The following is a 24,058-nucleotide window of genomic DNA, read 5'->3' as shown; positions in this document are numbered from 1 at the left end:
CGCTATCAGACCGGCAGGCGCACGATAGCGACGCTGATGGTCTCACCCTGAACAATCACGCGCTGCTCTGGCGCCGTCAACTGGAGCATCAGGGCGCCGCGCGCGGGACGATCCTTCTCCGGCAGTCGCACGCTGATTGTGCGCTGTATGGACTCGTTTGGCTGCAAAAGCACCTCTGCCGGCACCGTGATCGCGCCTGCCGGGTTGGTCACTGTGATCACCAGGCGCTCTTCCTGTGGAGAGCGTGATGCAATCTTGAGAGGAACGCTCAAAATGCCTCGCCGGTCGTAGACCAGCGTGCCGGTGAAGGCAGCGCTGATCTCAACGATCGGCGTCGCCTTCGGTACGCCGATCAGGGCGTCGGCATAGTCGATGTACCGGATGTCCCCCATTGCACCTCGCCCATGCACCTCTGCCGCAATATTGATGCGGTACTGTCCCTCGAAGCCGGGTGTGTAGCGGAAACGGAAACGTCCGCGGTCCACCGACTCAATCTCCAGCGTTTCGAGCACCCCGTCGGGACGCTGCACAAACGCTGTTGGGAACATCACATTCACAATCTCGAAGTCTGCCCTTCCGGGCAGATCGATCCAGGCGGTCAATGGCGTATTGATCGGCAGGGTTGTCGCAGCCGGCGGCAGCGTTATCGTCATGGTCGGCAACGCAGCCACGCGCACGATGTAGTCTTTCTGCACATGGATAGGGTTCGGGTGCGCCCCAGGGAATTCCAGACGCAACGTATAATCCCCTTCAGTGGGGAAAGGCGGCAGTACGCCGCTGTAACGTCCATCGTTTGCGCGCTGATCACAGGCGCGTCCATCGTCTACCAGCACAATGGGTGGACCCTCGAACGGCGTGAGCATGTGCGCTGCCGGCGCCATGTCTGCCACCCAGCGGTACAGGTAGGGAGTAGTAACATGCTGATCGTAATTTCGTTCGGCAACCTGCGCCCCAACCACCAACAGTAGCGGTCGTCCGACCGGATGGTAGCGCAGGCTGGTATCCTCGTTGTCACGCAGCGGCGCCGGCGCTGGCATCCGTATGCGTAGCCGCGAGCGACTCAGCACGGCAATTGTGGTTGGCAACGCATCAGGACGATCAACATTGATCATCCAGCGCCCAACGAGCGATACCTGGTCGGTTGACATTGCCGTATACAGTTCGTATTCCGGTTCAGCCCCGCGCCGCACGCTATTCTGGTAGTAGGGTTGCACCAGATCCGCCCCGTCTGGCGCCAATAGACTGCTAATGCTGGCATTGCTGTCGCCACGCACCAGCACGACGCCGATCTGCGTCGGCTGGTGATCCAGCCGCACGTCAACCAGCGGCGCCAGCGTGTTCGGCTGCACTGTGACATAATTGATGTACCGGTCATCACCGGCGCGCGCATACACGTCAAGGTACCGGTCGAGCAGTTCACCGGCATGGCGGGCGACGACCACCTGCCCGCCGGAGGGAGAGGACACCTTCTCGTCGAGATACGCCGGATCCGCTTCATCGCCCAGCGCAATGGAGAATATCTTCCAGTACCGTCGCTCACGGAAGCGCTGTACGGCTTGATCGACGCGCTCGCGTTGCCCGACGCCCGTTGGCAATCCGTCGCTGAGGAGCACGACAAACTGACGCTGGTTGGCGCCCCGGTTCGATCCCGGCGTTGCGTCGAGCAGGTCATACGCCAGATCGAGCGCCGTTCCCATATGCGTCTCCTGCCCTTTTGTCTCGTTGCGCAGCGCATCGACCAGTCCCTTCAACTCATCGATGTCCTGCCGGCTGCCGATACGGACAAGATTCTTCGTCAGCGAACGCGTGCGCATACGGTCGGAAAGAACAACAATGCCGATTTTGTCGCGCGGGTCCGATAGATCGATAAAGAGATTGGCTGCGGCGAGACGCAGGTTCTGCGGATCGTTTTGCTTCATGCTGCCGGAGTTGTCGATAATCAGGACCACGTCGCTATTTCCTGAATCGAGCGCCTGCCCGGTCTGCTGCGCCGTCGCCGGAGATGTCGGCAGGAGCAAGATTGCAATGAGCATTGCAACCCACAGCATCCGCACTGCCGGCATTCGGATCGGAAACACAAGGCGTTCGGTCACGATGGTCATGATCGGCTGCACCATGCCTTTTCCTCCAGCGTGATGCCATATGCACACAACTTTTCCAGCACCCGCGGCACGTAGCCGGTTGCAACATGCTCACCCACCACCTGGCCGTCAGGATCGATGCCATGCTGCTCGAACCGAAAAATCTCCTCGACGTGCACCTGGTCACGCTCATCAAGACCAACCACTTCGGCAATAGCGACGACTTTGCGGCTGCCGTCGGCAAGGCGCGCCTGCTGAACCACAATATCGAGCGTGCACAACTGACGTCGGATGGCGGAGAGCGAGAGCGCCTCGGCTTCGCGCGCCCAGAGAACCATCGTCTCCAATCGACTGAACGCTTCCTGAGGCGAGTTGGCGTGCAGCGTAGTGAGCGAGCCTTCGTGCCCGGTATTCATGGCTTGCAGCATATCGAGCGCCTCAGCGCCGCGCACCTCGCCGACAATAATCCGGTCGGGGCGCATACGCAGTGCATTGCGCACCAGCTGGCGGATCGTCACCTCACCTTCGCCAAATCGGTCGGGCGGACGGGTCTCGAGACCGAGCACGTGGTCCCCTGGCGCGCCAATGCGCAGTTCTGCGGCGTCTTCGATGGTGATAATGCGCTCACGCTGCAGATCGATCTCCTTTGCAATCGCGCCCAGCAACGTGGTTTTCCCACTGCCGGCGCCGCCAGAGATCAGCATGTTGCGTCTGATGCGAACACACGCGCGCAGAAATGCCGCCATCTGTGGCGACATACTGCCAAGCGCCACCAATCGATCGAGCGTAAATGGGGTATGGCTGAAGCGCCGGATGGTCAACACCGGACCAACCAGAGAAATCGGGTCGAGAACGGCGTTGATGCGACCACCGCCGGGAAAGCGCTCATCATCCGGCAGACGCGCGTCGACCATCGGATTCAACTCATCAAGACGACGGTTCAGCGGTGCGATGATCGTGTTGATGACATTCAGCAGATGGTGATGGTCGCGGAAGCGGATCTCCGGCGCCGGACGCAGTTTGCCGCGCTCTTCGATCCAGACATCAAATGGACCATTGACCATAATCTCGGTAATCGCCGGGTTCTGCAGAATCTCCGGTCCAAGCGTATCACGCAGATAATTCGACTTGAACAGGTGATCGAGTGCGCCGCACGCCGGTTCAATCTTGCGCAGGCACCGCGGCAGGGCGCCGGTTGCCATAAACTCGCCAAGCACCTGACCTTTGTCATCAACACTGCTGTGAAACACAAAAATGTCGCGCAGTTCGACTTCACCGTGGCGTATGCCCTGAACCTCGGAAATGCTGATAACCTTGCGACGACCGTTGGGCAGGCGCGTCTGTTGAATGACAATATCGAGCGCGCCGACGAGTTGTTCCCGAATGGCGCTGAGCGGCAGCTCCCTGGCGCCCTCAGCCCACATAACCATCGTCTCCAGGCGGCTGAACGCATCACGCGGCGAGTTGGCGTGCACCGTCGTCATCGAGCCTTCGTGGCCGGTGTTCATCGCCTGGAGCATGTCGAGCGCCTCAGCGCCGCGCACCTCGCCGACGATGATCCGATCCGGGCGCATACGCAGCGCGTTACGCACCAGTTGGCGAATCGTGACTTCGCCAGCGCCTTCGACATTCGGTGGACGCGCCTCAAGGCGCGCCACGTGTGGATGGGTGCGATGAAACCGCAGTTCGGCTGCATCCTCGATCGTGACGATGCGTTCGCATGCCGGAATAAGAAGCTCTCCAATAGTCCAATGATAAGAGTGCCCTGGCTCACGACGCTTTGGCGAGACGGCGGCCGAGGAGGCGGATCGAGGCGAGGTAGAGCCAGCTTTCGGAGTGACGCGGGTTATGGTCATACTCTCGGCTCAGCTGACGATTGCCGCTCAACCAGGCGTGGGTTCGCTCGACAACCCAGCGCTTCGGCTGGACCTGAAAGCCGCGCTGCCCCGGCAGCCGCTCGACAATCTCCAACTCACCCATGCCATTGGCCGCCATCCACGGGCCCAACACACCACGATAGGTCTGGTCTGCCCATACCTTCTTCAGCGCGATGCCGCGCGCTTTGGTCGCGGTGAACACCTGCTTGGCAGCTGCTCCGTCATACGCTCGCGCCGAGTGAACACAAGCCGTGATCAGCAAACCCAGCGTGTCGGCGAGCCGATGGCGCTTGCGCCCATAGACCTGTTTCCCCCCGTCGAAGCCCCGTTCCGGCCCCCCGGCAATGCTGCTCTTGGCGCTCTGGGCGTCGATCACCCCACCTGTAGGCTCGACGTTCTCCCGACCCTCCGCCTCGACCCGCACCCGTCGGCGCAACGCGTCGTTGATCCGCACCAGGATGCCTTTCTTGGTCCACTGCTGAAAGGAGTAGTGGACCGTGCTCTTGGGCGGAAACGAGCGCGGCAGCAGTTCCCACTGGCGCCCGGTCTTCAGTTTGTAGAGCAAGCCGTTGAGCACGGCTCGCAGGTCGACCCTCCGCTTCGGCCCGGTCTTGGCCTGTATCTCGACAAATGGGCGGATCTGCTCCCACTGCGCATCAGTCAGGTCGGTCGCGTACGTCTCGCTCTGGACAGCCGGCTGGCTCGGTGCTCCCATCGCTTCACCCCTCGTTGTGGTTTGCTTGTCGCTTCAGCAACGTCAGCTGACCACAGCTGAGGGGTTCTTTGCGCATGAGGACGGGCTATAGCCTCCTACCAGCCTCCTCGGTGACCTCCTCTGTTGGAATATTGGAGAGCTTCTTACAGTTGTTCCAGCACGAGGAGCGCGCCGACCAGAAGACCGCCAAGTGACAGAAACGGTCCAAACGCGATCACGCTCCGCCACGACAGCCGGCGCAGCAGCATCCCGCCGGCGGCAAACAGGGTCGCACTCACAAATGCCAGCCCTAACGCCGGAAGAATCGCGGGCCAGCCCAGGACCAGCCCGATGAACAATCCGAGTTTGACATCGCCGCCGCCAGCCTTTTCCAGTCCATAGATCAGCGTCGGCAGCACAAGCAGCACACCAGCAACCAGCCCGCCCAGGAGCAGCGACCAGCGCTCAGGGCGCGCCAGCGCCACCAGCAGCGCCGTGAGCAGTGCCGGGAACATGACCCGATTGGGGATACAGCGCTCACGGATGTCGGTGATCGAGACATACACCAGCACCGCTGCCGCTGCCAGCATGAGTGTCAGCATCACATACTGCATATCAGTGTCTTCCTCGTGACTTTACCGATGCGCTTGCGCCAGACGCCGGGTGCGGATATATCCCGCCAGCACGCCGCCAAGCGCTCCCATCAAGCCAAACGTCACAAACAGAAAGAGGACGTTCAGCAGGTCCACCTGCGCCGGCGCCTGGACGACGGTTGCCAGCAGCGAAACGACCGCGCTGATCAGCCCTGCCATCAACCCGTTGAGCAACGCAGCGCGACGCGCCCGCCATCCGCTGACAAACGCCCCCACAGCAATGCACAACTCAACCAGCACGACCGCCGTCCAGATCAGCGTGATCGCCAGCGGGTTCAGCACCAGCAGCGTGATCGCCACCTGCGCCGTCAGCGCCGTTGCAACTCCCAGGGCAACCGCACCCCAGCGCATATCATCGAGCCAGTCGCTTCGATACATCGTTCTCTCCTTTGCAGCGCAACCTGTTTTTGAGACACAATCAACCATGCGCCAGGCGCATGCCTGACTGCCGCAATTTCCGGTCACGGGCGTTTCTTCATTCCGAACGCTTGCTTTGCTGAGGAGATAGTAACAAAACCGCCAGGGCTTGCCCAGGCGGTTTTGTAAACCTTATGTAACAACGCCAGACAATGCGTTGCGCCGGGGGCGCTCAGGCGCAGGAAGATGCCAGAAATGAGGACGCAGATCTACACAAACAGCGGCGCCATCTGACGCTCCGCCGCCAGACGCTCCATTTCCTCGTCGCCTGGGCGCGACTGGAAGCGGCTCGCCGCATCGAGCACACGCGGCAGCAACGCGATGTCGCCGACCGTGTTGAGGAATACGTCTGGACGACCCAGCACCCAGTGCACTGCGAGATCGATGTCCGCCTGATCCTCAAGCGGCGCGTACCACGTCGCGTATGCACGCTCACGCTCACCCCAGGGCGCCTGCGTGATCGCCTTGATCGTCTGCATTGCGACGCCGCGCTCACGGCAGACCGCCGCAAGCGCCTCGAAGTCGGCGGCATACTGCGGGTTCTGCATCAGAATGTAACTGTACGGCAGCAGCACCGAATCGAACGGGAAGCGTTCGAGCGCGCGGCGGTGCTGCGCTGCGACCGTTACGCCGTGACCGGTGACGCCGATGAAGCGCACCAGCCCCTGTTCACGCGCTTCGATTGCCGCCTCGAGCGCGCCGCCAGGACCAAGCGCCTGCTCCCACTCCTGCGGGTCGACCAGGTTGTGCAACTGAATCAGGTCGATCTGATCGACGCGCAGGCGCTCGAGCGAACGGCGAATTTCATCGCGCGCGCGTTGATAGGTGCGTTCACCGGTTTTCGTCGCCAGAAAGAAACGCGAACGATGTTCCCGCATCCAGGGACCGATCCGCAGTTCGCTGTCGCCATAACTGGCAGCCGTGTCAATATGATTGACCCCATACTGCAAGATCAGATCCAGTGTGCGGTCAGCGTCCTCCTGAGAAACGCGGCTGAGCGCCGCAGCGCCGAAGATGGCGCGAGTGCTGTGGTGGCCCGTGCGGCCAAACGGGGCAGTGGGAATCATGGCGAGGCTCCTTTGCTTCTCCAGGTACACAGATCTCACGGTACCACAGGTTCGCGTGATGTCAAGCCCGGCTCGTGCTATAATCGTCCCCTGTGTCACACCCCACGATCCATACCGCTGATCGCCCATCGCTGATAATGCGGACGCGCATTGCCGGTGCGCTGGCGCCTGCCGCGCTTGCTGCGCTCGTTGCAATGCATCTGCTCTTCTTCGCGCTGCGCGCCTGGCATGTGCTGACGTTCCCCTACCCGCTCGATTATGGCGAGGGACCGCTGCTGGCGCAGGTAAACGCGCTGCGCAGCGGCATATCACTGCCGCACTTGTATAGCGACCCCGGCACGCCGCCCTACCTGGTCGTCAATTACCCGCCGGTCTATCTGGTCGCCGTCTGGTTGATCGCCCCGCTGTTCGATGTTGCTTTTCCCGGAAGCGACGCGACGCTGCTGGCGGGACGCCTGGTAACGTTGCTGGCGACGCTGGGAAGCACATTCCTGCTCTGGCGACTTGCCGCACCACCCCACGACTCGCATAGCACGGCGATGCCGCGGATCGCCGTATTCATCACCGCGCTTGCATTTCTCGCCCTGCCCATCGTGCGCGAATGGGGGGCGCTGATGCGCGTCGATATGCTGGGGGTCTACCTGGGGTTGTGGGGATTGTTGCTGACCCGCCGGCTGTCGCGCTGGGCAGCCCTCCCGCTGGCGCTGAGTCTGCTGGTGAAACCGTCACTGATCGCCGCGCCGGCGGCAGCGCTTATCTGGCTCTGGTTTCGCCATCGCCGCCGCGCGCTGGAAGTGGCGTTGATTATCGCTGCCATCGGGGGCGCTGCCGCCGGCGCGCTGCAGCTGGCATCCGGCGGCTGGTTCTGGCTCCACGTCGTTGCTGCGAACGCCAACCCCTGGTCGGCAGCGCTCGCTGAAGGGTTCTGGCAGGATCAGGCGGCTATTCTGTGGTCCCTCTGGCTCGGCGCAGTGTGCGCCGCTGCGCTCCTGCTGGCGCGCGCTGCGCCGGATGTCTCAAACCGGCGCTGCCCTGTACTGCCATCAGACACAACGCCAGCGCACGGTCTGCTACCGGTTGTCTACACCTGCTTCGGCGCATACGTGGCATTCGGTGTCGGCAAAGTTGGCGCCTACACCAACTATTTTCTCGAGTTCTACGCCGGCGCGATCTGGCTCATTGCTGCCGCCATCGCATCTCTCCTCGCAACAGACCGGTCTCGCCATGGGCAGCGCCTCTCTTCGACCCGGCGCTCAGATAAACCGGCGCCTGTGTCTGACGCGCCAGCGCCCTCCTTAAGTTCCCGCATCTCGATGCTGACCTCCTGGTTCCTGGCGGCTGGCGCACGCACACAACCATCCGCCGCTCGTAGCCGGCATTTTAATTCCCGGTTCTCAGTTCTGAGTTCTTCAACCCTGCTTCTGCTGCTCGCCGCTGCGCTCCTGCGCTACTATCCACTCTGGAGCGAGAATTATGTCAAACCATACGGACTCATCGAGGGCGACAACCCACCGCGGCTGGCATTCGGCGCTTACGGCGTCTGGCGTGATCTTCAGCGCGAACAGGAAATCCTTGCGACATTGCGCCGGGTGAACGCTGCGCTTGTCGCAGACGCACAGGCGGCTGGGGCGCCGATCGTCACCGACATTCCCGGCATCGCAGCGCAGGCTGGCGTCCCGTCGCGGCTCCAGGCATTCGAGCATCGCCAACTGTACGACGCGGGACTGCTGGACCAGCGCCCGCTCCTGCGCGATATGGCGAACGGGCGCGTGCCGCTGGTTGTGCTGGATTACCTGGGAAACTGGCTCACGCCGGAAATGATCGCGCTGATCACCCATCGCTACGCTCAAACCGGCTCGCGCGGCACGTTCGACCTGTACCAACCGGTCGATCCGGGGCGCCGCAGCGACGTGGCGCTCGACATTGGCGCCGGCATTCGCGCAACCGGCGTTTTCCTCTCGCCTCCCGGCAGCACGATGTATGCGCCGGGTGAGCGCGTCGTTCTCACCCTGGAATTGAGTCGAACAACGACTGATCCTGGACCGTGCGACGCCGATCCCTGCGAGATTCGCGTGACCCTGGCAACCAGCGATGGCGCACCCATCGCCGCGTGGGAACGCCCACTCATTTACGACGCACTCCGCCCCGCCGATTGGGATGGCGCCGCAATCCAGCACATGCACCCGATTGACCTTCCTGTTGAACTGCCGCCGGGAGAGTACCGGCTGACGGTTGCGTTGCGCAGCGGCGCAGAACTCTTCACTCCTCCGCAGCGCATTGCGCCGATCAAGGTCGGTGACGCCAGCGGACAATTGCTTGGCGAACGAGGCTATTTCGTGCCTGCACCGATCTTTACGTTCTGGTTGGAGGCAGGCGGGTACGAAGGACCGGGCGATCCGCTGATGCCTGCCGTGCCGTTTGCCGATGGCGTGGTGCAATGCTTCCTGCGGGCGTGCTTCCACTCTGCCGGCAACGACATCACGCGCCTTCCAATCGGCGAACTGGTGCTGATCGGCGAGAGTGGCTTGCGTCCGGCGCAACCGGAAACCGGACCATCGCGGTTCTTCCCGGAGACCGGGTACACGCTGCACGGCACATTTCTGTCAGCCTGGGAAGCCTATGGCGGAATGGAGACCCTGGGACCGCCGATCAGCAGTGAGATGCAACGCGGCGCAGCGCGCGTCCAGTACACCCGCTACGCCCGGCTCGAACGCCCCGAAGGCACAGATATCGTCCTGCTGGCGAACCTGGGAGAGGAGTACCTGCGGCTGCCGGGCATTCCGTATCGGTGGCGGTGAATGAGGGGTTAGTGGTTAGGGGCACTATCTTTATAACTCACACGAAGGCACAAAGACACAAAGACTCTACGCTTAAGTTCCGTTGATGATGGTTCGGCTTTCTAATAGGAAGATCAACCAGAGATTGGACAATCTCGTGATCGGCGTTGGCTTCGACAGGCTCAGCCAACGCAGGTTGAGCCTGTCGAAACTAACGCCAGCCGCTCCACAGACGCAGGCTCGATTGTCTGAGTTTTGGTTGATTTTCCTATAAGGTATGGGAGATTATGGGTGAGGAGTCAGACCGTTCCAGCTTCAATCTGTAGCCTTCATTTGAACCACGGAGACACAGAGAGTCGCGCAACATCCTTATTCCACTTTCTCGCCCGTGCAACGTCCCACACTTTCCCACGTGCAACGTGAAACACGGGTCTATCCACGAGGAGACGTTGCGTTGCAACATCTCTACCTGTTCGCCCGCCACTCGCCTCTCGCCTCTCACCTCTCCACAAATGCGAGATAAATCTCGCGCTACGCCATGGTCGGGCGCCTGGCGCCTCGTTGCGAGATAAATCTCGCGCTACGCCGTGGTCGGGCGCCTCGCGTCTCACGCCTGGCGCCTCGTTGCGAGATAAATCTCGCGCTACGCCGTGGTCGGGCGCCTCGCGTCTCACGCCTGGCGCCTCGTTGCGAGATAAATCTCGCGCTACGCCATGGTCGGGCGCCTCTCACCTCTCACCTCTCACCTCTCACCTCTCACCTCTCCACAAATGCGAGATAAATCTCGCGCTACGCCATGGTCGGGCGCCTCTCACCTCTCACCTCTCACCTCTCACCTCTCACCTCTCCACAAATGCGAGATAAATCTCGCGCTACGCCATGGTCGGGCGCCTCTCGCCTCTCGCCTCTCACCTCTCCACAAGTGCGAGATAAATCTCGCGCTACGCCATGGTCGGGCGCCTCTCGCCTCTCGCCTCTCACCTCTCCACAAGTGCGAGATAAATCTCGCGCTACGCCATGGTCGGGCGCCTCTCGCCTCTCGCCTCTCACCTCTCCACAAGTGCGAGATAAATCTCGCGCTACGCCATGGTCGGGCGCCTCTCGCCTCTCGCCTCTCACCTCTCCACAAGTGCGAGATAAATCTCGCGCTACGCCATGGTCGGGCGCCTCTCGCCTCTCGCCTCTCACCTCTCCACAAGTGCGAGATAAATCTCGCGCTACGCCATGGTCGGGCGCCTCTCACCTCTCACCTCTCACCTCTCACCTCTCACCTCTCACCTCTCACCTCTCACCTCTCACCTCTCACCTCTCACCTCTCACCTCTCACCTCGCGCCTCGTGTCACCTGCCACCCTCCACCTGCCCCCTCAACCGCCAAACAACGCCGCAACCGGCACTGCAAATCCCGGCAGCACGTCGCCGCCGTCGAGCAGATCGCCGGGGCGCAGCACCTGCACCGCGCGCAGCGAGTGATACACCGTCACCGTGCGCGTTCGCGGGCGCACGATCCAGACCATTCTCGCGCCTGCTTCCAGATAATCGAGCACCTTCGCTTCGACATCCTCTGCGGTGTCGCTCGGCGAAACCACCTCAACCGCCAGATCGGGCGGACCCTCGAAGAACCCGGAGCGTCCCCGCTGCTGCGCGGCCCGTTCGGACGCGACGAACGCCACATCCGGCGCGCGCACCGTATCCGGGTTGCGCGCCAGAATGAACCCGGTTTCAGCAGCGTACAGCGAACCGAGGTTATGCGCGCGAACAAAACTAAACAGGATGCCAAACACAAAACCAGCAATTTCGCCGTGCTCCGCACCGGCTGGCGCCATCGTGATCACCTCCCCGCGCACGAGTTCGACACGCTGCTCCCCAAACGACATCTGCGCCAGGTCTTCGGCGGTTATCGCGGCTGCTTCGATACTCATCTGTCACCCTTCAACCTTTCTACCCTCGCAGAATCGTTGCGGTGCAACGGCTCTGCCTGTCCTCCCGCCGCTTGCCTCTCGCCTCGCTTCATCTGCAACCTGCACGACCTTCCCACCCTCCACCTGCCCCCCTCAACCGCCAAACAACGTCGCAACCGGCACTGCAAATCCCGGCAGCACGTCGCCGCCGTCGAGCAGATCGCCGGGGCGCAGCACCTGCACCGCGCGCAGCGAGTGATACACCGTCACCGTGCGCGTTCGCGGGCGCACGATCCAGACCATTCTCGCGCCTGCTTCCAGATAATCGAGCACCTTCGCTTCGACATCTTCGGCCGTATCCCCAGGCGACACCACTTCCACCGCCAGGTCGGGCGGACCCTCGAAGAACCCGGAGCGTCCCCGCTGCTGCGCGGCCCGTTCGGACGCGACGAACGCCACATCCGGCGCGCGCACCGTATCCGGGTTGCGCGCCAGAATGAACCCGGTTTCAGCAGCGTAGACAACACCCAGCCGTCGTTCGCGCACAAATGTATAAATCAGTGCGCCAAGCGTCATTGCCATTTCACCATGATCCGCACCGGCAGGCGCCATCGTGATCACCTCCCCGCGCACGAGTTCGACGCGCTGCTCCCCAAACGACATCTGCGCCAAGTCTTCGGCGGTTATTGCGGCGGTCGCTACAGGCATCGGAACCTCCAGCTATCGGATATCGATCGTTCTGCGCGCACTTTCCTCAGCCATCGTCGCCAGCGGTGCATCAAGACCGGCGTACCTGCCACGTAGCGCATACCAGCGAACCTTCAGCACATCACGCAGGTTGCGCCACGAATCACGGAGCGGGTTGACCTTCGTCTCTTCGCCATACTGCCAGACGACCGGAACTTCAGCGATGCGATAGCCCCGTCGCACTGCCAGATAGAGCAGTTCGACATCGTAGGCAGTGACTGCCGCCCCTTCGACTTGCGGCGCGTCATCGCCATAGATGCGCACCCGTCGAAAGAGATCGTGCGCTACCGCGCGTCGCAACGCCTTGAAGCCACACTGCGTATCCTGAATGCCCCCAACTGCCACCAGCCGCACAATGGTATTGAAGATGCGTCCCATAATGTGGCGATACCACGGCTCGCCGATCCGTCGCGCCCCCAATCCCTCACGAGACCCAATCGCCACATCGTATCCGCTTTCCAGATACCGCCGCAGGCGTTCCCACTCCTCGATTGGCACCGCCGGGTCCGCATCGCAGAGCAGAATGTACTCGCCACGCGCCATCAGCGCGCCTGAGCGCACTGCATACCCTTTCCCACGGTGATCCAGCCGCAGCAGAAAGAGATTGCGATGCACATCGAGTTGCCGATCGACATACGCCGCAGTTCCATCAGAACTGCCATCATCGGCGACAATCACTTCTGAGGCGTAGGGTTGCTGCGCCAGATAGTCGAGCACCCGCCGCAGTGTTGCAGGCAACCGGCGCTCCTCATTGTACGCTGGAATGACAACTGAAAGATAGGGAGAAGACTCGATAGAGGTCACTGTTGCTCCTTATCAATAGCGTGTTTCAACAACAAGCCGACCGGCATCCCTGCCTGTCGTGTGGCGCCGCTTGCGCACAAATCGAGGCAGTGTACGCAACCCATCAAACTGACCACGCAAACGGGCGCGCGCTGCCGGTTCGCGGATATGCCAGAGTGAATGCACGACAAACCGGATCTGCGACCAGATCAGCAGGGGCAGGTAGCGTCGCACCTGGGGCGCCGGCATATTCTTTGTCCACACAAGCATAAAGTTGCGCCCACAGTAGTAACTCGCCAGCGCGCCGCCCCCCGTTGCGCTCAATCGATGATATACCACGGCACGCGGCACGTATACGGTGCGCATACCGCGCAATCTGGCGCGCACGTTCAGATCGACATCTTCACAATACATCACCAAGTCCTCATCGAAGACCCTGCCGTCCTCCGCCAGTTCCTCCAGCGCCGCTCGCCGATATGCCGCAGCGCCGGCGCAGGGACCAAACACTTCTTCCATCACATCGAACTGCCCCACATCGCGTTGCCAGACGCCGCGACTGCCGGGAACGCCATCGAAGCGATAGTAATCGCCCGCTGAATGAATGTGGTCGCGCCGGTCGAACAACATCATTTTGCTGGCGGCAAACGCATATGCCGGATAGCGATCCAATGCGCCGATCAGATGTTCCAGCCAACGCGGATGCGCCTCGGTGTCGTTGTTGAGCAGGACAACATACTCCCCACCGGTCGCTTCGATGCCGGTATTGACCGCCGCCGCCAGCCCGCGATTGCGCGGCAGTGCGATGACCTGCACTTCAGGATAACGCCGCTGCACCAGAGCGACCGAATCATCGGCGCTACCGTCATCCACGACAACCACGCAGAAATCGCGCCGTGTCTGCGCCCGCAGCGAGTCGAGGCATGTCGGCAGAAGAGAGGCGCCATTGTAGTTTGGAATGATGATGTCGATCATGGAGAACCGAGAAGCGAGAACTGAGAACCAAGAACCAAGAACTGAGAACCAAGAACCAAGAACTGAGAACCGGGAACTGAGAATCTCAGGAGACTGGGCACACCGGCAACACGCCACAACCCCATCGTCCCGCGCGCCGCCGGCATCCATCTCACGGGCGCGCCGCGGCATTCACCCTCCGTTCTTCAATCCACCCACATACTCCGTCAGCGCCTCTTCCCATGGTCGCAGGCGGATGCCCAGATCGGCGGCGGCGACGTTGCGCAACGGCGTATACGGCGGCACCCGGCTGGCGCGTTGATACTCTGCCAGTGAGATCGGGCGTAGCGTCACATCGGTGCGTTCCGCCAGCCGCAGCGTCGCTGCCGCAAACTCGTAACGCGAACATGACCCTTCGTTGACCAGATGGTACGTCCCATAGTAGGGTGTTTCGATCAGGCGTGCAATCGCGGCGGCGGCATCAGGCGCATAGGTTGGGCTGCCGATTTCGTCTGCGACCATAGCAATCTCGTTGCGCTCATGGGCAAGACGCAACACCGTGCGCACGAAGTTGCGCTCACCACCGAATAACCATGCCACTCGCACGATGTAAAATCGGCGCAGCAGTTCGCGCACCACCTGTTCGCCCGCCCACTTCGAGAAGCCATAGGGATTGATCGGCGCAGGGCGGTCATACTCGAGGTACGGCGATGTCGCCGTGCCATCGAAGACCTCATTGGTACTGACATACACCAGCGGCGCGTCGAGCGCCTGGCACGCCAGTGCCACGTAGCGCGTACCCAACGCATTGACGCGATAGGCGCGATCAGGATCACGAGCGCATCCATCGACATGCGTGTACGCCGCCGGATGAATGACACATTGCGCGTCCGTGGCAACCAGCGCCTGCACACAATCAGACCGTTCCAGGTCCAGATCGGCGTGATTCAATGGAATAATCTCGTGCGCGTCTGACAGAACGCGCTGCAATGCCTTCCCCAATTGGCCACCGGCGCCGGTCACTGCAATGCGCATGTCGCCTCCTTGCCATACCCTGGCATTACGGTATGATAGAAGATTGTCACGTGAGCGTCAAGGATGGCGAGCGTTTCGCCGTTACTCGACCCGTTTCTCAGGTACAATAACAGGTAAGGAGCAAGAGGCGCGAGGCGAGGGGCGAGAGGACGCGCAGGTGAAAGGTGCGAAGGCGGAAGGGATGAATTCGATGTTTCTCTGTGTTCTCTGTGGCTCTGTGGTGAAAAAACGGCAGGAAGGCGAGGTCGCCAATGCACATGCGCTGGATAGGCGTCACGCTGGTTGCTCTGCTGACAGCGACGCTCATGGCTGGTATCATTGGCATCAGCATAGTGCAACGTCGTGTCATTGATGCACCGCACATCAACCTGACGCTGGGTTCATTTCACATACGCGCTTTTGCCACCCATACGCCAAATTGCCGGATACCCGGCAATCAGCAAGGCAACTCGTTCTGTTCATCTCACTCGATCTATTCAACCGACGAATATTATGTTGTATGGCTCCTGAACCGCTCCCACCGCGGCGCAGTCACCTTCGAGGCAGCGCACCGGCTCGCCGTCATCCGCCTCGATCCCGACAGTACGCCGTGATAATCAGATCGTCTCCCGGCATTCCGGTTCTCAGTTCTTGGTTCTTGGTTCTCAGTTCTCAGTTCTTGGTTCTCAGTTCTCAGTTCTCAGTTCTCGCAATCCGCATGCCCCGCACTACGCCTGCAATCCTGCTCTTGGTCCTCGTCCTCACCACTACCGCGCCGTCGCCGCTACAACCGCCGCCGACGCCCGCCTGTCCGCGCACCTACCACATCGGACCGCACTCGCTCATCGTGATGCTCTATGCGTCGGGATACGACTGCACTGAAGAGATTGCGCACGCGCTTGCCGCTATTGCCGATGATCAGATTCTCGAACGTCTGATCGCCCTGACCGCTCCCGACTTTCACAGTCTGACCCGCCGCAACGCCCTGCGCGTCATCGGTCGCATGGCGGAGCGTCCGCCGCGCGAACCTGCGCACCGCGTTGTGGCGCGCGCCGCGCCCGCGCTCCGCATTCATCTGTTGACCCTGCTGCACACCGATCCCCACGATGATGTGCGGGCCGACGCAATCTGGATTCTCGACACCTTTTTCTTCCCGGCGTATGACGCACAACCCGCTTTTACCACCATTGCGCTCACGCCTGGCAGCGGGGCAAATCTGCGCACCCGCGCTGCATACGCTGCCGCGCGGTTGATTGCCACCCGCGTCGGACCGCTCCACGACGACGATCTGGCGTTTCTTCTGGCAGGATTGCAATCCGACGAGCCAGGCGTGCGCGCGCGCGCCGCCGACGCCATTGCACGCCTGCGCGACGATCAACTCGACGTGGCGGCGCGCGCGCGCGTCACCGCAGCACTGGAAGACGCCTGGACATCCGCCGCGCGCCTGGCGCCAGCCGATGCGCTCCCCAGCGCGCCTCCCGCCATCCATGCCGGGCGCTTCATCTCCGGCATTCCTGAAACCTCGCCGGGACCATTCGCTGCGCGCGCGGCATTGGCGCGCGCCCTCGACCGCTTCGGCGGCGAGCGATTCGCCGTGCTGCGCGCAGAGTTCGAGACCATTCATCTCTCTTCGTGCCTCGATCAGCGCACCGTGCGAATCTGCACCGGATCATCCACAGCCAACCTTTCCGCCATCACCGCGCAACTGGAACGCCTGCGCACCTTTTTCTTCGACCTGACCGGCATCACCGATCCTGTGCCTGGCGATCCGCACGAGCAACTCACGATTAAGATATTTGCCAACCGCAGCGTCTTTCGAGAGTACATGCTGGCATTCGTCGGCTTCGGCGCCGATGTTGACGGCATATACGTCGAGCGCGACGGCGTTCTCTTCACCTACGAGCGTAACGCTGCCGAAAGCGTCAACACCACCGACGAGACTATCGCCCATGAGTTCGGTCACTACCTGAACGGACGATACCTCTTCCCCGGCGTCTGGCACGATCCTGGCTACCATGCCGAGCCGAAAGGATGGTTCGACGAAGGCATCGCCGAATACCTCGCCGCCCTCAGCGACTCTGGCGCCGGATCGCGCGCCGCACTCGACCGCCTCTGCACTCATTCCGTTCCACCCGATCTGGCGCGCCTGCTGGGGCAGCGCGATGGATATGATCAGTATGGCACATTCGCGTATGATGAGGCGTGGGCGTTCGTGACATTTTTGCATCAGGAGCGACCATCCGCCATCCGCGCGATTGCGGCGGCTTTTCGCGCCAACACCTACCGCCAGAGCGACGTGCCGGATCTCGTCGGCGCACCGTCGCTCGCCACAATCGAGATGGAATGGCACGCCGCACTGGTACGCTGGTGCCGTCAGCGATGAGAGCGTTGGAGATTGAAGGTGAGAGGGCGCGAAGCGCAGAATAGGGACGGTGCAGATTCTTTAGCACTATCAAATGCTGGTTTTCAGCGCCCGATGACTATGCCGCCTCAGAGGGTGAGCGCACCCGACTGAGCGGTGTCGCACGCCAAACGTGCCAATGGGTGCGCTCACCCGGCGAAGCATAACCCCTACCCCACATCCGCCAATCGCTCCAACAACAGGCAGTACCCCTCCTGCCCACGACGGAAACTGCTCAGGCGGAAGAATTCGTTCGGCGAGTGCTGACGCTCATCTTCTAACGCGAAGGCGAAATTGACCGTGTATACCCCTAATTCGTCCAGCAAGATAGTGCAGATCGGAATACTGCCGCCGCTACGCACTTCATACGGTTCGCGTCCGTACATGTGAACCAGCACATCGCGCGCGGCACGGTTTCCCGGATGATCGAATGGCATCAGGTACGGCTTCGCCAGAAATTTCAGCGGCGTGACCGCTACCGTGACTCCTGGCGGTGTGTGCTGTTGCACATGCGCCTTGATCAACTCCACAATCGTCGCCGGGTCCTGATTGGCGACCAGTCGGCAGGTAATCTTGGCATGCGCCTCAGCCGGCAGGACCGTCTTCACTCCCTCGCCCTGGAATCCGCCCCAGACGCCATTGATCTCCAGCGTGGGGCGCGCCCAGGTGCGTTCGTAGACAGTGTATCCGGCTTCTCCCCACAATGCCGTCACTCCCAGGTCCGCCATATATGCGGCTTCATCGAAGGGGGCCGACGCGAACCGCCGACGCTCGTCATCGGTCAGCGGTTGCACCGCATCGTAGAACCCTTCGACCAGAATGCGCCCGTCGGCGCCGCGCATCGACGCAAGAATGGACGCCAGCGCATGGATCGGGTTCTGCACTGCGCCACCGTAAATGCCGGAATGGAGGTCCCGGTTCGGACCGCGCACATCGATCTGTACGCCACATCCGCCGCGCAGACCGGTGAGGATGACCGGCTCGGTCTCGCTCCACTGCCCGCCATCGCTGCTCACCACCAGGTCGCACGCCAGCATCTCGCGGTGAGCCTTCACAAATGCCGGAATCTGCGGGCTGCCGATCTCTTCCTGGCCCTCGAAGAGAAAGCGGACATTCACCGGCAGCGCGCCCGTTGTGCGCAACAATGCCTCAACTGCCAGGATCGGCGGCAGCATGTTTCCCTTGTCGTCCGATGCGCCACGCGCATACACCCGTCCATCACGCACCACCGGCTCGAACGGTGGATGTTCCCACAACTCCAGCGGGTCGGCAGGCTGCGTATCGAAATGCCCATAGATCAGCACCGTTGGCTTTCCAGGCGCGTGCAACCAATCGCCATACACGACGGGATGCCCGCCGGTTGGCAAAATCTGCACCGACTCGATCCCGGCGGTGCGCATCCGTTCCGCCACCCACTCCGCCGCACGCTGCACATCACCCGCGTGCTCTGGCAGCGCCGACACACTCGGAATGTGCAGGAAATCGAGCAACTCGGCAAGGAACCGGTCTTGCTGTTCGCGCAGATATGTCTGCCAGGTCATTGGACGCCTCCTGTGGATTGCAAGAAAAAGAATTGTGGCGAAAATCATCAGTTTGGGGACTATAACGTCAGATTATCGGCACAGACCACCTTGATGTCAAGCCACGACCCGAATGCCTGTACGCCCTTCTCCTGGCGATTCTTAATCAACCACAGAGTCACAGAGAGCGCGGAGCCATCGACACGCGGGCACGCCACCGACACGCGGACGCGCCATCGATACGCAGGCGCGCCATCGGCGGGGGCACGCCACTGGCGCGGGCACGCCACCGACACGCGGACGCGCCATCGATACGCAGGCGCGCCATCGATACGCAGGCGCGCCACCGGCGTGCCCCTACTATGCGCCCCTGCCGGTCGGGCGCACCTTCCCACCCGCAACGAGCAACGTGCAACGTGTAACGTAACGACCATCCCACCTTCCACCCTGCAATGTGCTACCATGACACGCGACAGATTCCACAGGAGGAACCCTGACCCATGCACACGTCACCCAATGCTCGAACAATCGCACTTCTGTTGCTGACCCTCATTCTCGCCGGGTGCGGCGATCTCGGCGGATTGCTCGGCAACCAGCCCACTCCTGCACCGATCATCCTCATCGCAACCGCCACACCCGTACCGCCGAGTCAGGCGACCCCGACGACAGACATTGTTCCATCGCCGACAGTTGCGCCACCCGACACTCCGGTGGCAACCTCCGTCCTACCGACTGCTGCGCCTCCCACACCCACACCCGCACCGCAAAAAATCCTGGCGCGCGTCAAAGAGCGTGGCTATCTGATCTGTGGAACGAACGCCGATCTGCCGGGGTTCGGCTTCTACGACAACGTGCGCCAGGCGTGGAGCGGCTTCGATGTCGATTTCTGCCGCGCCGTCGCTGCTGCCATCTTCGGTGATGCCACAAAAGTGGAGTTCGTCGCGCTCGGCACCGGACCAGGACCCAACAACCGGTTCGATGCTGTGCGTGAAGGGCGCGTCGATGTCCTGTTCCGTAACACGACATGGACACTTGGACGCAACATCAGCGGGTTGGCATTCGGTCCCACCACCTTCCACGATGGTCAGACCTTCATGGTGCGCATCAGGGACCGGATCACCAAACTGGAAGACCTCGCAGGCAAAGTCATCTGTGTGGCGAAAGGCACCACCAGCGAGCAAAACCTGAACGACGACTTTGCCGCGCGCGGCATTCAGTTCACTGCCCGCGTCCTCAATGGCGAAGACGAACTCTACCCGGCGTATGATGAAGGGGAGTGCGACGCAGTGACCAGCGACAGTTCACAACTGGCAGCCAAACGTCAGCAACTCAAGAATCCCGCCGACCACATCATCCTCGGCGACCGCATCTCACGCGAGCCGCTCGGTCCGGTCATCGCCCGCGACGACAATCAGTGGCTCGACGTGATCAGCTGGACGGTCTTTGCCACGATTTACGCCGAAGAACTGCGTGTTGATCAGCGCAATGTCGATCGTCTGCGCGCCAGCACGACCGATCCGCGTATCAAACGGCTGCTAGGGCTGGAAGGAAACTTCGGCGAGGGATTGGGGTTGCCGAACGACTTCGCCTATCAGATTATCAAGCAGGTCGGCAACTACGGCGACATCTACAACCGTAACCTGGGACCGAACACCGTCATCAATCTGGATCGCGGTCCGAACAAAGTCTGGAACCTTGGCGCTGGCGGCGTGCTTGCCTCCCCGCCGTTTCGTTGATCAGAGCGTCTCTTCCCTTGAAGGAGGGGAGCAATGTCCTCCCCTCAACGCGAGGAGGCATGGAAAGAGAGCAATGGTTCTCTCAAGTGGATCGGAGACCCCTGATACGCCGGTTCATCGCCCCGGCGCCATCTGCGCACTCTGCACCTCTGTAGCGCAATGAAAAAACTGGAGCGACGCCGCTCCAGTTTTCGTCGTGTTCGTCTGGTGGAGCGACGGGGATTCGAACCCCGGACCTGCTGCGTGCAAAGCAGCCGCTCTCCCAACTGAGCTACCGCCCCGAAACAAAGCGAGAATTGAGAAGGTCTCAATTCTCTGCTACTCTGGTGGGCGTAGGTGGACTCGAACCACCGACCTCGATCTTATCAGGATCGCGCTCTAACCTGCTGAGCTATACGCCCCTGACTGTATTGTACCACACGCGCGCGAAATGTGCCACCTTTCGCTCACAGGGCGATAAGATACCACGCTGCGGCGGCGCTGTCAAGCGCGCGAGTCGGATTGAGTGCATGCACGAATTGACAGCATATGCCGCATTCCTAGCGGACGACACCCACGCGGGCGCCCCCCGCGCATGGGCATCCATGGGGTTCGCCCCCGGTCCACGACAACGCCGTCGGGCGCCCCCCCCGCGCACGGGCATCCATGCCCATGCGGAACCAACAGGCCCCGCTCACGCGGGACTACAACAGGGCGCCGACACCCGGACAACACGGCATCAGGGCGCACCAGCGCCCTTTGTTCGCGCAGCCCGACGCTTCAGCGTCGGGCAGAGGCGCCTGTCGTCCATTCATCCCCACGATTCCCCAGCGCGCACAGGTGCGCCACAGAGTTCAAAGGCAGACAGCACGCATGAGCATAGCGGGCATACATGGCGTTGGGATGCGCCGTTGTACCCTCACCCTCTGCCCCGCTCCCGCACGCGGCAGAGGGGAGACCGCCGCCGCGCGCGGGTCCGTCCCCCCTGCCGGTGTTCGCCGTCATTGCGAGACCGGCGCAGCCGGTCGAAGCAACCTCATCACTGCGCCACCGGCGCAGCCGGTCGAAGCAATCTGTCATTGCGAGCCGCCGCAGGCGGCGAAGCAATCCCCTCGCAGACGTGCCGGGATGCGCGGTCACTGCGCCACCGGCGCAGCCGGTCGAAGCACGCCGTCATTGCGAGACCGGCGCAGCCGGTCGAAGCAACCTCATCACTGCGCCACCGGCGCAGCCGGTCGAAGCAATCTGTCATTGCGAGCCGCCGCAGGCGGCGAAGCAATCTGTCATTGCGAGCCGCCGCAGGCGGCGAAGCAATCCCCTCGCAGACGTGCCGGGATGCGCGGTCACTGCGCCACCGGCGCAGCCGGTCGAAGCAATCTCATCACTGCGCCACCGGCGCAGCCGGTCGAAGCAATCTCATCACTGCGCCACCGGCGCAGCCGGTCGAAGCAATCTGTCATTGCGAGCCGCCGCAGGCGGCGAAGCCATCCCCTCGCAGACGTGCCGGGATGCGCGGTCACTGCGCCACCGGCGCAGGCGGCGAAGCAATCCTCTCACCCCCTGCCCCGCTCCCGCGCTGCGGGAGAGGGGAGACCGCCGCCGCGCGCGGGTCCGTCCCCCCGGTGGGCGTGCCGGGGTGCGCTCAAGTGTTCGGTCCACCCTTAAACGACACGGGGGCAGGGTCTGCAAACATATCCGCGTCGGGCGGAGGCGTCTGTCGTCCATTCACTCCCACCATTCCCCGGCGAGTGGGGGCGTTGTCTCTGGCTTCGTCCAACACTTCACCGCGCCATAATCGGGAAATGTTGCCGATACACCGGCAACCCGGCAATCTCGCGGTAGATCAGATAGGCGGGACGCCAGCGCTCCGGTTCACCATCGACCGCATAGCATGCCCCGCCGGGGCAGTTCTCGCCTGGCTGCGGCGCGCGAAACGGAATGCGCACCAACCCCCAGCGCTGCGCATTCGGTCCGTCCGCTGGCGGGAAATCTTCGTACTTGAACCAGAAGATGCGCGCCACATCACCGCGCGCCGCCAGCGACACGTAGACATCATGCAGAAACGCTGCCTGCCCCGCCTCAGTCTGCGGCGGCATCGGTCCACGCGGTCCATCCACATCGAACCCGACGTTATACCCGATCTCGGTGATCCAGAACGGCACATTCGGATCACCCGCCTCCACCAGCGCCGCGCGCATCCGGTTCAACCCACGATCGACCAGCGCATCGTTCGGCGAAAGACGAATCTCTTCCGGGTATGGGTGATACCCGATGCCATCGATGGGCCAGCGACTATTGGCATCCCTGAAACCCTGGAACGGCTCGCTTGCATATATCTGCTTCAGGTAATCGGCATCGGTCAGGATCGTCTGATCGCTCCATCCATCGGTGGCGCCGCGTGGGTGCAACCCGCCGAGAATGATCGCGGCAGTGGCGCACCCATACCGCTCTGGTCGCGGCAATGGCGGGATGCCGCGACAAAAACGGTAGAGTTTCGTCACCATCCGCGCAACAATCACCGGTTCGATGCCATCACCCGCCGGTCCGCCAGGCAGGTACTGCGGCAGGCGGTTCTGCTCATTCAGCACCTGGTACGCCGCCACCCGCTCGCCGTACCGGTCGGCAATCATTAGCGCGCGTGTCAGCCACTCGTCCATGTAGCGGTTCACACCGCCGCCGTAAATCGACGTTTCGGTGAATGGACCGGTATTGAGCACGTGCGCATCCGTGCCCTGGATCAGGTCGAAACTGAGCAACCCGAGCACCTTGAAGCCATACCGGGGCGCAACTTCGTTGATAAAATAGTCGTTCCTGGCAATTTCGCGCTCGATAAAATCCGGCGGCAACCGAGGATCCGCGTCGAGCGGTGCGGCGATTCGGAAGTCGAGGCGCACCCAACGCACCCCCATCTGCGCCAGCACTGCCCCCATGCGATCCTGAAAGGTCTTGTTCGACTGACCGGGAAATGCGGGGTTCGTGTCGAAATCGAACCAGGGGTCACGGATGACGATGCCCATCATATCGGGCGGAACCGAGGCAGGCGCTGGCATCGAAGGTTCCTGCGCCACTGCCGGTGAAATCAGTGGCGCTGGCATCATACCCCCTGCCGCTGCCAGCCACACCGCCAGAATAATCCCCAGACGGCGCATCAGGCGTCCGTGCCGCACTTCATAGCGCGCCTGCACGTTATTCCTGTCCACGCGCATCACTTGCTTCGCCAATTTCATCGATGCGCCGCCGCAACCCCAGGGCAATCCCCACCGCCAGCGCACTCGACGCCATCGCCAGCGATAACCCGAGCAGCGGTCCTGCCAGGTTGTCTTCCCGCGCCACAGCAACGGTGGGCGTCGGCGTCGGCTCAGCCGCCAGCGCAACTGGCGATGCCATCAATATGCTCAGCAACGCCACTGCTACGAGTAGGACGACAGTGTGCCACGGCAATGCACAAGCCTGGTGCATGG

General features: G+C 62.1%; 19 protein-coding genes and 2 tRNA genes. 4 read left to right on the top strand and 17 right to left on the bottom strand.

Annotation, left to right across the window (positions count from 1 at the left end; all coding sequences use genetic code 11):
- Positions 1-5 precede the first annotated feature (5 nt).
- The 6 genes from RCAS_RS08770 to RCAS_RS08745 form a co-directional block, all read right to left on the bottom strand.
- Positions 6-2,117, bottom strand: a complete 2,112-nt coding sequence (locus RCAS_RS08770; protein WP_041330467.1) for a vWA domain-containing protein — start codon at positions 2,115-2,117, stop codon at positions 6-8.
- Positions 2,099-3,937 carry a CpaF family protein gene (locus RCAS_RS26595; RefSeq protein ID WP_012120228.1) on the bottom strand — a complete coding sequence of 613 codons (1,839 nt, stop codon included), beginning with the start codon at positions 3,935-3,937 and terminating at the stop codon, positions 2,099-2,101. Before RCAS_RS26595 ends, RCAS_RS08770 begins: the two co-directional genes overlap by 19 nt.
- Positions 3,852-4,673, bottom strand: coding sequence for an IS5 family transposase (locus RCAS_RS08760; RefSeq protein ID WP_012120227.1), 822 nt, complete (start codon positions 4,671-4,673; stop codon positions 3,852-3,854). The genes RCAS_RS26595 and RCAS_RS08760 overlap by 86 nt, the downstream gene beginning before the upstream one ends.
- Before the next feature lie 143 nt (positions 4,674-4,816).
- Positions 4,817-5,266 carry a prepilin peptidase gene (locus RCAS_RS23280; protein WP_012120226.1) on the bottom strand — a complete coding sequence of 150 codons (450 nt, stop codon included), beginning with the start codon at positions 5,264-5,266 and terminating at the stop codon, positions 4,817-4,819.
- A 21-nt stretch (positions 5,267-5,287) separates the two neighbouring features.
- Complete coding sequence (locus tag RCAS_RS08750; RefSeq protein ID WP_012120225.1) at positions 5,288-5,683, bottom strand: TIGR04086 family membrane protein; 396 nt, start codon at positions 5,681-5,683, stop codon at positions 5,288-5,290.
- Between the two features lie 248 nt (positions 5,684-5,931).
- A complete protein-coding gene (locus RCAS_RS08745) occupies positions 5,932-6,789 on the bottom strand; it encodes an aldo/keto reductase (RefSeq protein WP_012120224.1) in 858 nt (285 codons plus the stop codon).
- Between the two features lie 92 nt (positions 6,790-6,881).
- On the opposite strand from RCAS_RS08745, the gene RCAS_RS08740 reads away from it, so the two are divergent.
- Positions 6,882-9,587, top strand: a complete 2,706-nt coding sequence (locus RCAS_RS08740; RefSeq protein ID WP_232280212.1) for a DUF2029 domain-containing protein — start codon at positions 6,882-6,884, stop codon at positions 9,585-9,587.
- 1,345 nt (positions 9,588-10,932) lie between these two features.
- On the opposite strand, the gene RCAS_RS08735 is transcribed toward RCAS_RS08740, so the two are convergent.
- The 5 genes from RCAS_RS08735 to rfbD all read right to left on the bottom strand — a co-directional run bounded on the left by RCAS_RS08735 (position 10,933) and on the right by rfbD (position 14,982).
- Positions 10,933-11,487 carry a Uma2 family endonuclease gene (locus tag RCAS_RS08735; protein ID WP_012120222.1) on the bottom strand — a complete coding sequence of 185 codons (555 nt, stop codon included), beginning with the start codon at positions 11,485-11,487 and terminating at the stop codon, positions 10,933-10,935.
- A 132-nt stretch (positions 11,488-11,619) separates the two neighbouring features.
- Positions 11,620-12,174 carry a Uma2 family endonuclease gene (locus RCAS_RS08730; RefSeq protein ID WP_012120221.1) on the bottom strand — a complete coding sequence of 185 codons (555 nt, stop codon included), beginning with the start codon at positions 12,172-12,174 and terminating at the stop codon, positions 11,620-11,622.
- Between the two features lie 12 nt (positions 12,175-12,186).
- Positions 12,187-13,017 carry a dolichyl-phosphate beta-glucosyltransferase gene (locus RCAS_RS08725; RefSeq protein ID WP_012120220.1) on the bottom strand — a complete coding sequence of 277 codons (831 nt, stop codon included), beginning with the start codon at positions 13,015-13,017 and terminating at the stop codon, positions 12,187-12,189.
- A gap of 12 nt (positions 13,018-13,029) precedes the next feature.
- Positions 13,030-13,968, bottom strand: coding sequence for a glycosyltransferase family 2 protein (locus tag RCAS_RS08720; protein WP_012120219.1), 939 nt, complete (start codon positions 13,966-13,968; stop codon positions 13,030-13,032).
- Between the two features lie 171 nt (positions 13,969-14,139).
- A complete protein-coding gene (gene rfbD / locus RCAS_RS08715; RefSeq protein WP_012120218.1) occupies positions 14,140-14,982 on the bottom strand; it encodes a dTDP-4-dehydrorhamnose reductase in 843 nt (280 codons plus the stop codon).
- A gap of 251 nt (positions 14,983-15,233) precedes the next feature.
- Between rfbD and RCAS_RS08710 the strand changes: the two genes are divergently transcribed.
- Positions 15,234-15,575: a hypothetical protein gene (locus RCAS_RS08710; protein ID WP_012120217.1), complete on the top strand. Its 342-nt coding sequence runs from the start codon at positions 15,234-15,236 to the stop codon at positions 15,573-15,575.
- Positions 15,576-15,709: 134 nt separating this feature from the next.
- Positions 15,710-17,344 carry a collagenase gene (locus RCAS_RS08705; protein ID WP_232280211.1) on the top strand — a complete coding sequence of 545 codons (1,635 nt, stop codon included), beginning with the start codon at positions 15,710-15,712 and terminating at the stop codon, positions 17,342-17,344.
- Between the two features lie 188 nt (positions 17,345-17,532).
- Here RCAS_RS08705 and RCAS_RS08700 read toward each other — a convergent pair whose 3' ends face one another.
- Positions 17,533-18,903 (bottom strand): dipeptidase, encoded by a 1,371-nt coding sequence (locus RCAS_RS08700; RefSeq protein WP_012120215.1) that lies wholly within the window; start codon positions 18,901-18,903, stop codon positions 17,533-17,535.
- Positions 18,904-19,382: 479 nt separating this feature from the next.
- Here RCAS_RS08700 and RCAS_RS08690 point away from each other — a divergent pair, with 479 nt between their 5' ends.
- Positions 19,383-20,618 (top strand): amino acid ABC transporter substrate-binding protein, encoded by a 1,236-nt coding sequence (locus RCAS_RS08690; RefSeq protein WP_012120214.1) that lies wholly within the window; start codon positions 19,383-19,385, stop codon positions 20,616-20,618.
- Positions 20,619-20,823: 205 nt separating this feature from the next.
- On the opposite strand, the gene RCAS_RS08685 is transcribed toward RCAS_RS08690, so the two are convergent.
- From RCAS_RS08685 to RCAS_RS08665, 5 genes are all read right to left on the bottom strand, one after another.
- Positions 20,824-20,899: transfer RNA gene (locus tag RCAS_RS08685), tRNA-Ala, on the bottom strand.
- A 43-nt stretch (positions 20,900-20,942) separates the two neighbouring features.
- Positions 20,943-21,019 (bottom strand) — tRNA-Ile (locus tag RCAS_RS08680).
- A gap of 617 nt (positions 21,020-21,636) precedes the next feature.
- A complete protein-coding gene (locus RCAS_RS08675; RefSeq protein WP_041330462.1) occupies positions 21,637-21,849 on the bottom strand; it encodes a hypothetical protein in 213 nt (70 codons plus the stop codon).
- Between the two features lie 529 nt (positions 21,850-22,378).
- Positions 22,379-23,797, bottom strand: coding sequence for a hypothetical protein (locus tag RCAS_RS08670; protein WP_232280210.1), 1,419 nt, complete (start codon positions 23,795-23,797; stop codon positions 22,379-22,381).
- The gene (locus RCAS_RS08665) at positions 23,784-24,056 is read right to left on the bottom strand and encodes a hypothetical protein (RefSeq protein WP_012120212.1); all 273 of its coding nucleotides are present in this window, start codon (positions 24,054-24,056) and stop codon (positions 23,784-23,786) included. The genes RCAS_RS08670 and RCAS_RS08665 overlap by 14 nt, the downstream gene beginning before the upstream one ends.
- Positions 24,057-24,058: the final 2 nt, after the last annotated feature.

The sequence above is a fragment of the Roseiflexus castenholzii DSM 13941 genome (genome assembly GCF_000017805.1).
GTDB lineage: Bacteria > Chloroflexota > Chloroflexia > Chloroflexales > Roseiflexaceae > Roseiflexus > Roseiflexus castenholzii.
Note: the sequence above shows the minus strand (reverse complement) of the source record. Positions and strands in the feature narration are given on the sequence as shown.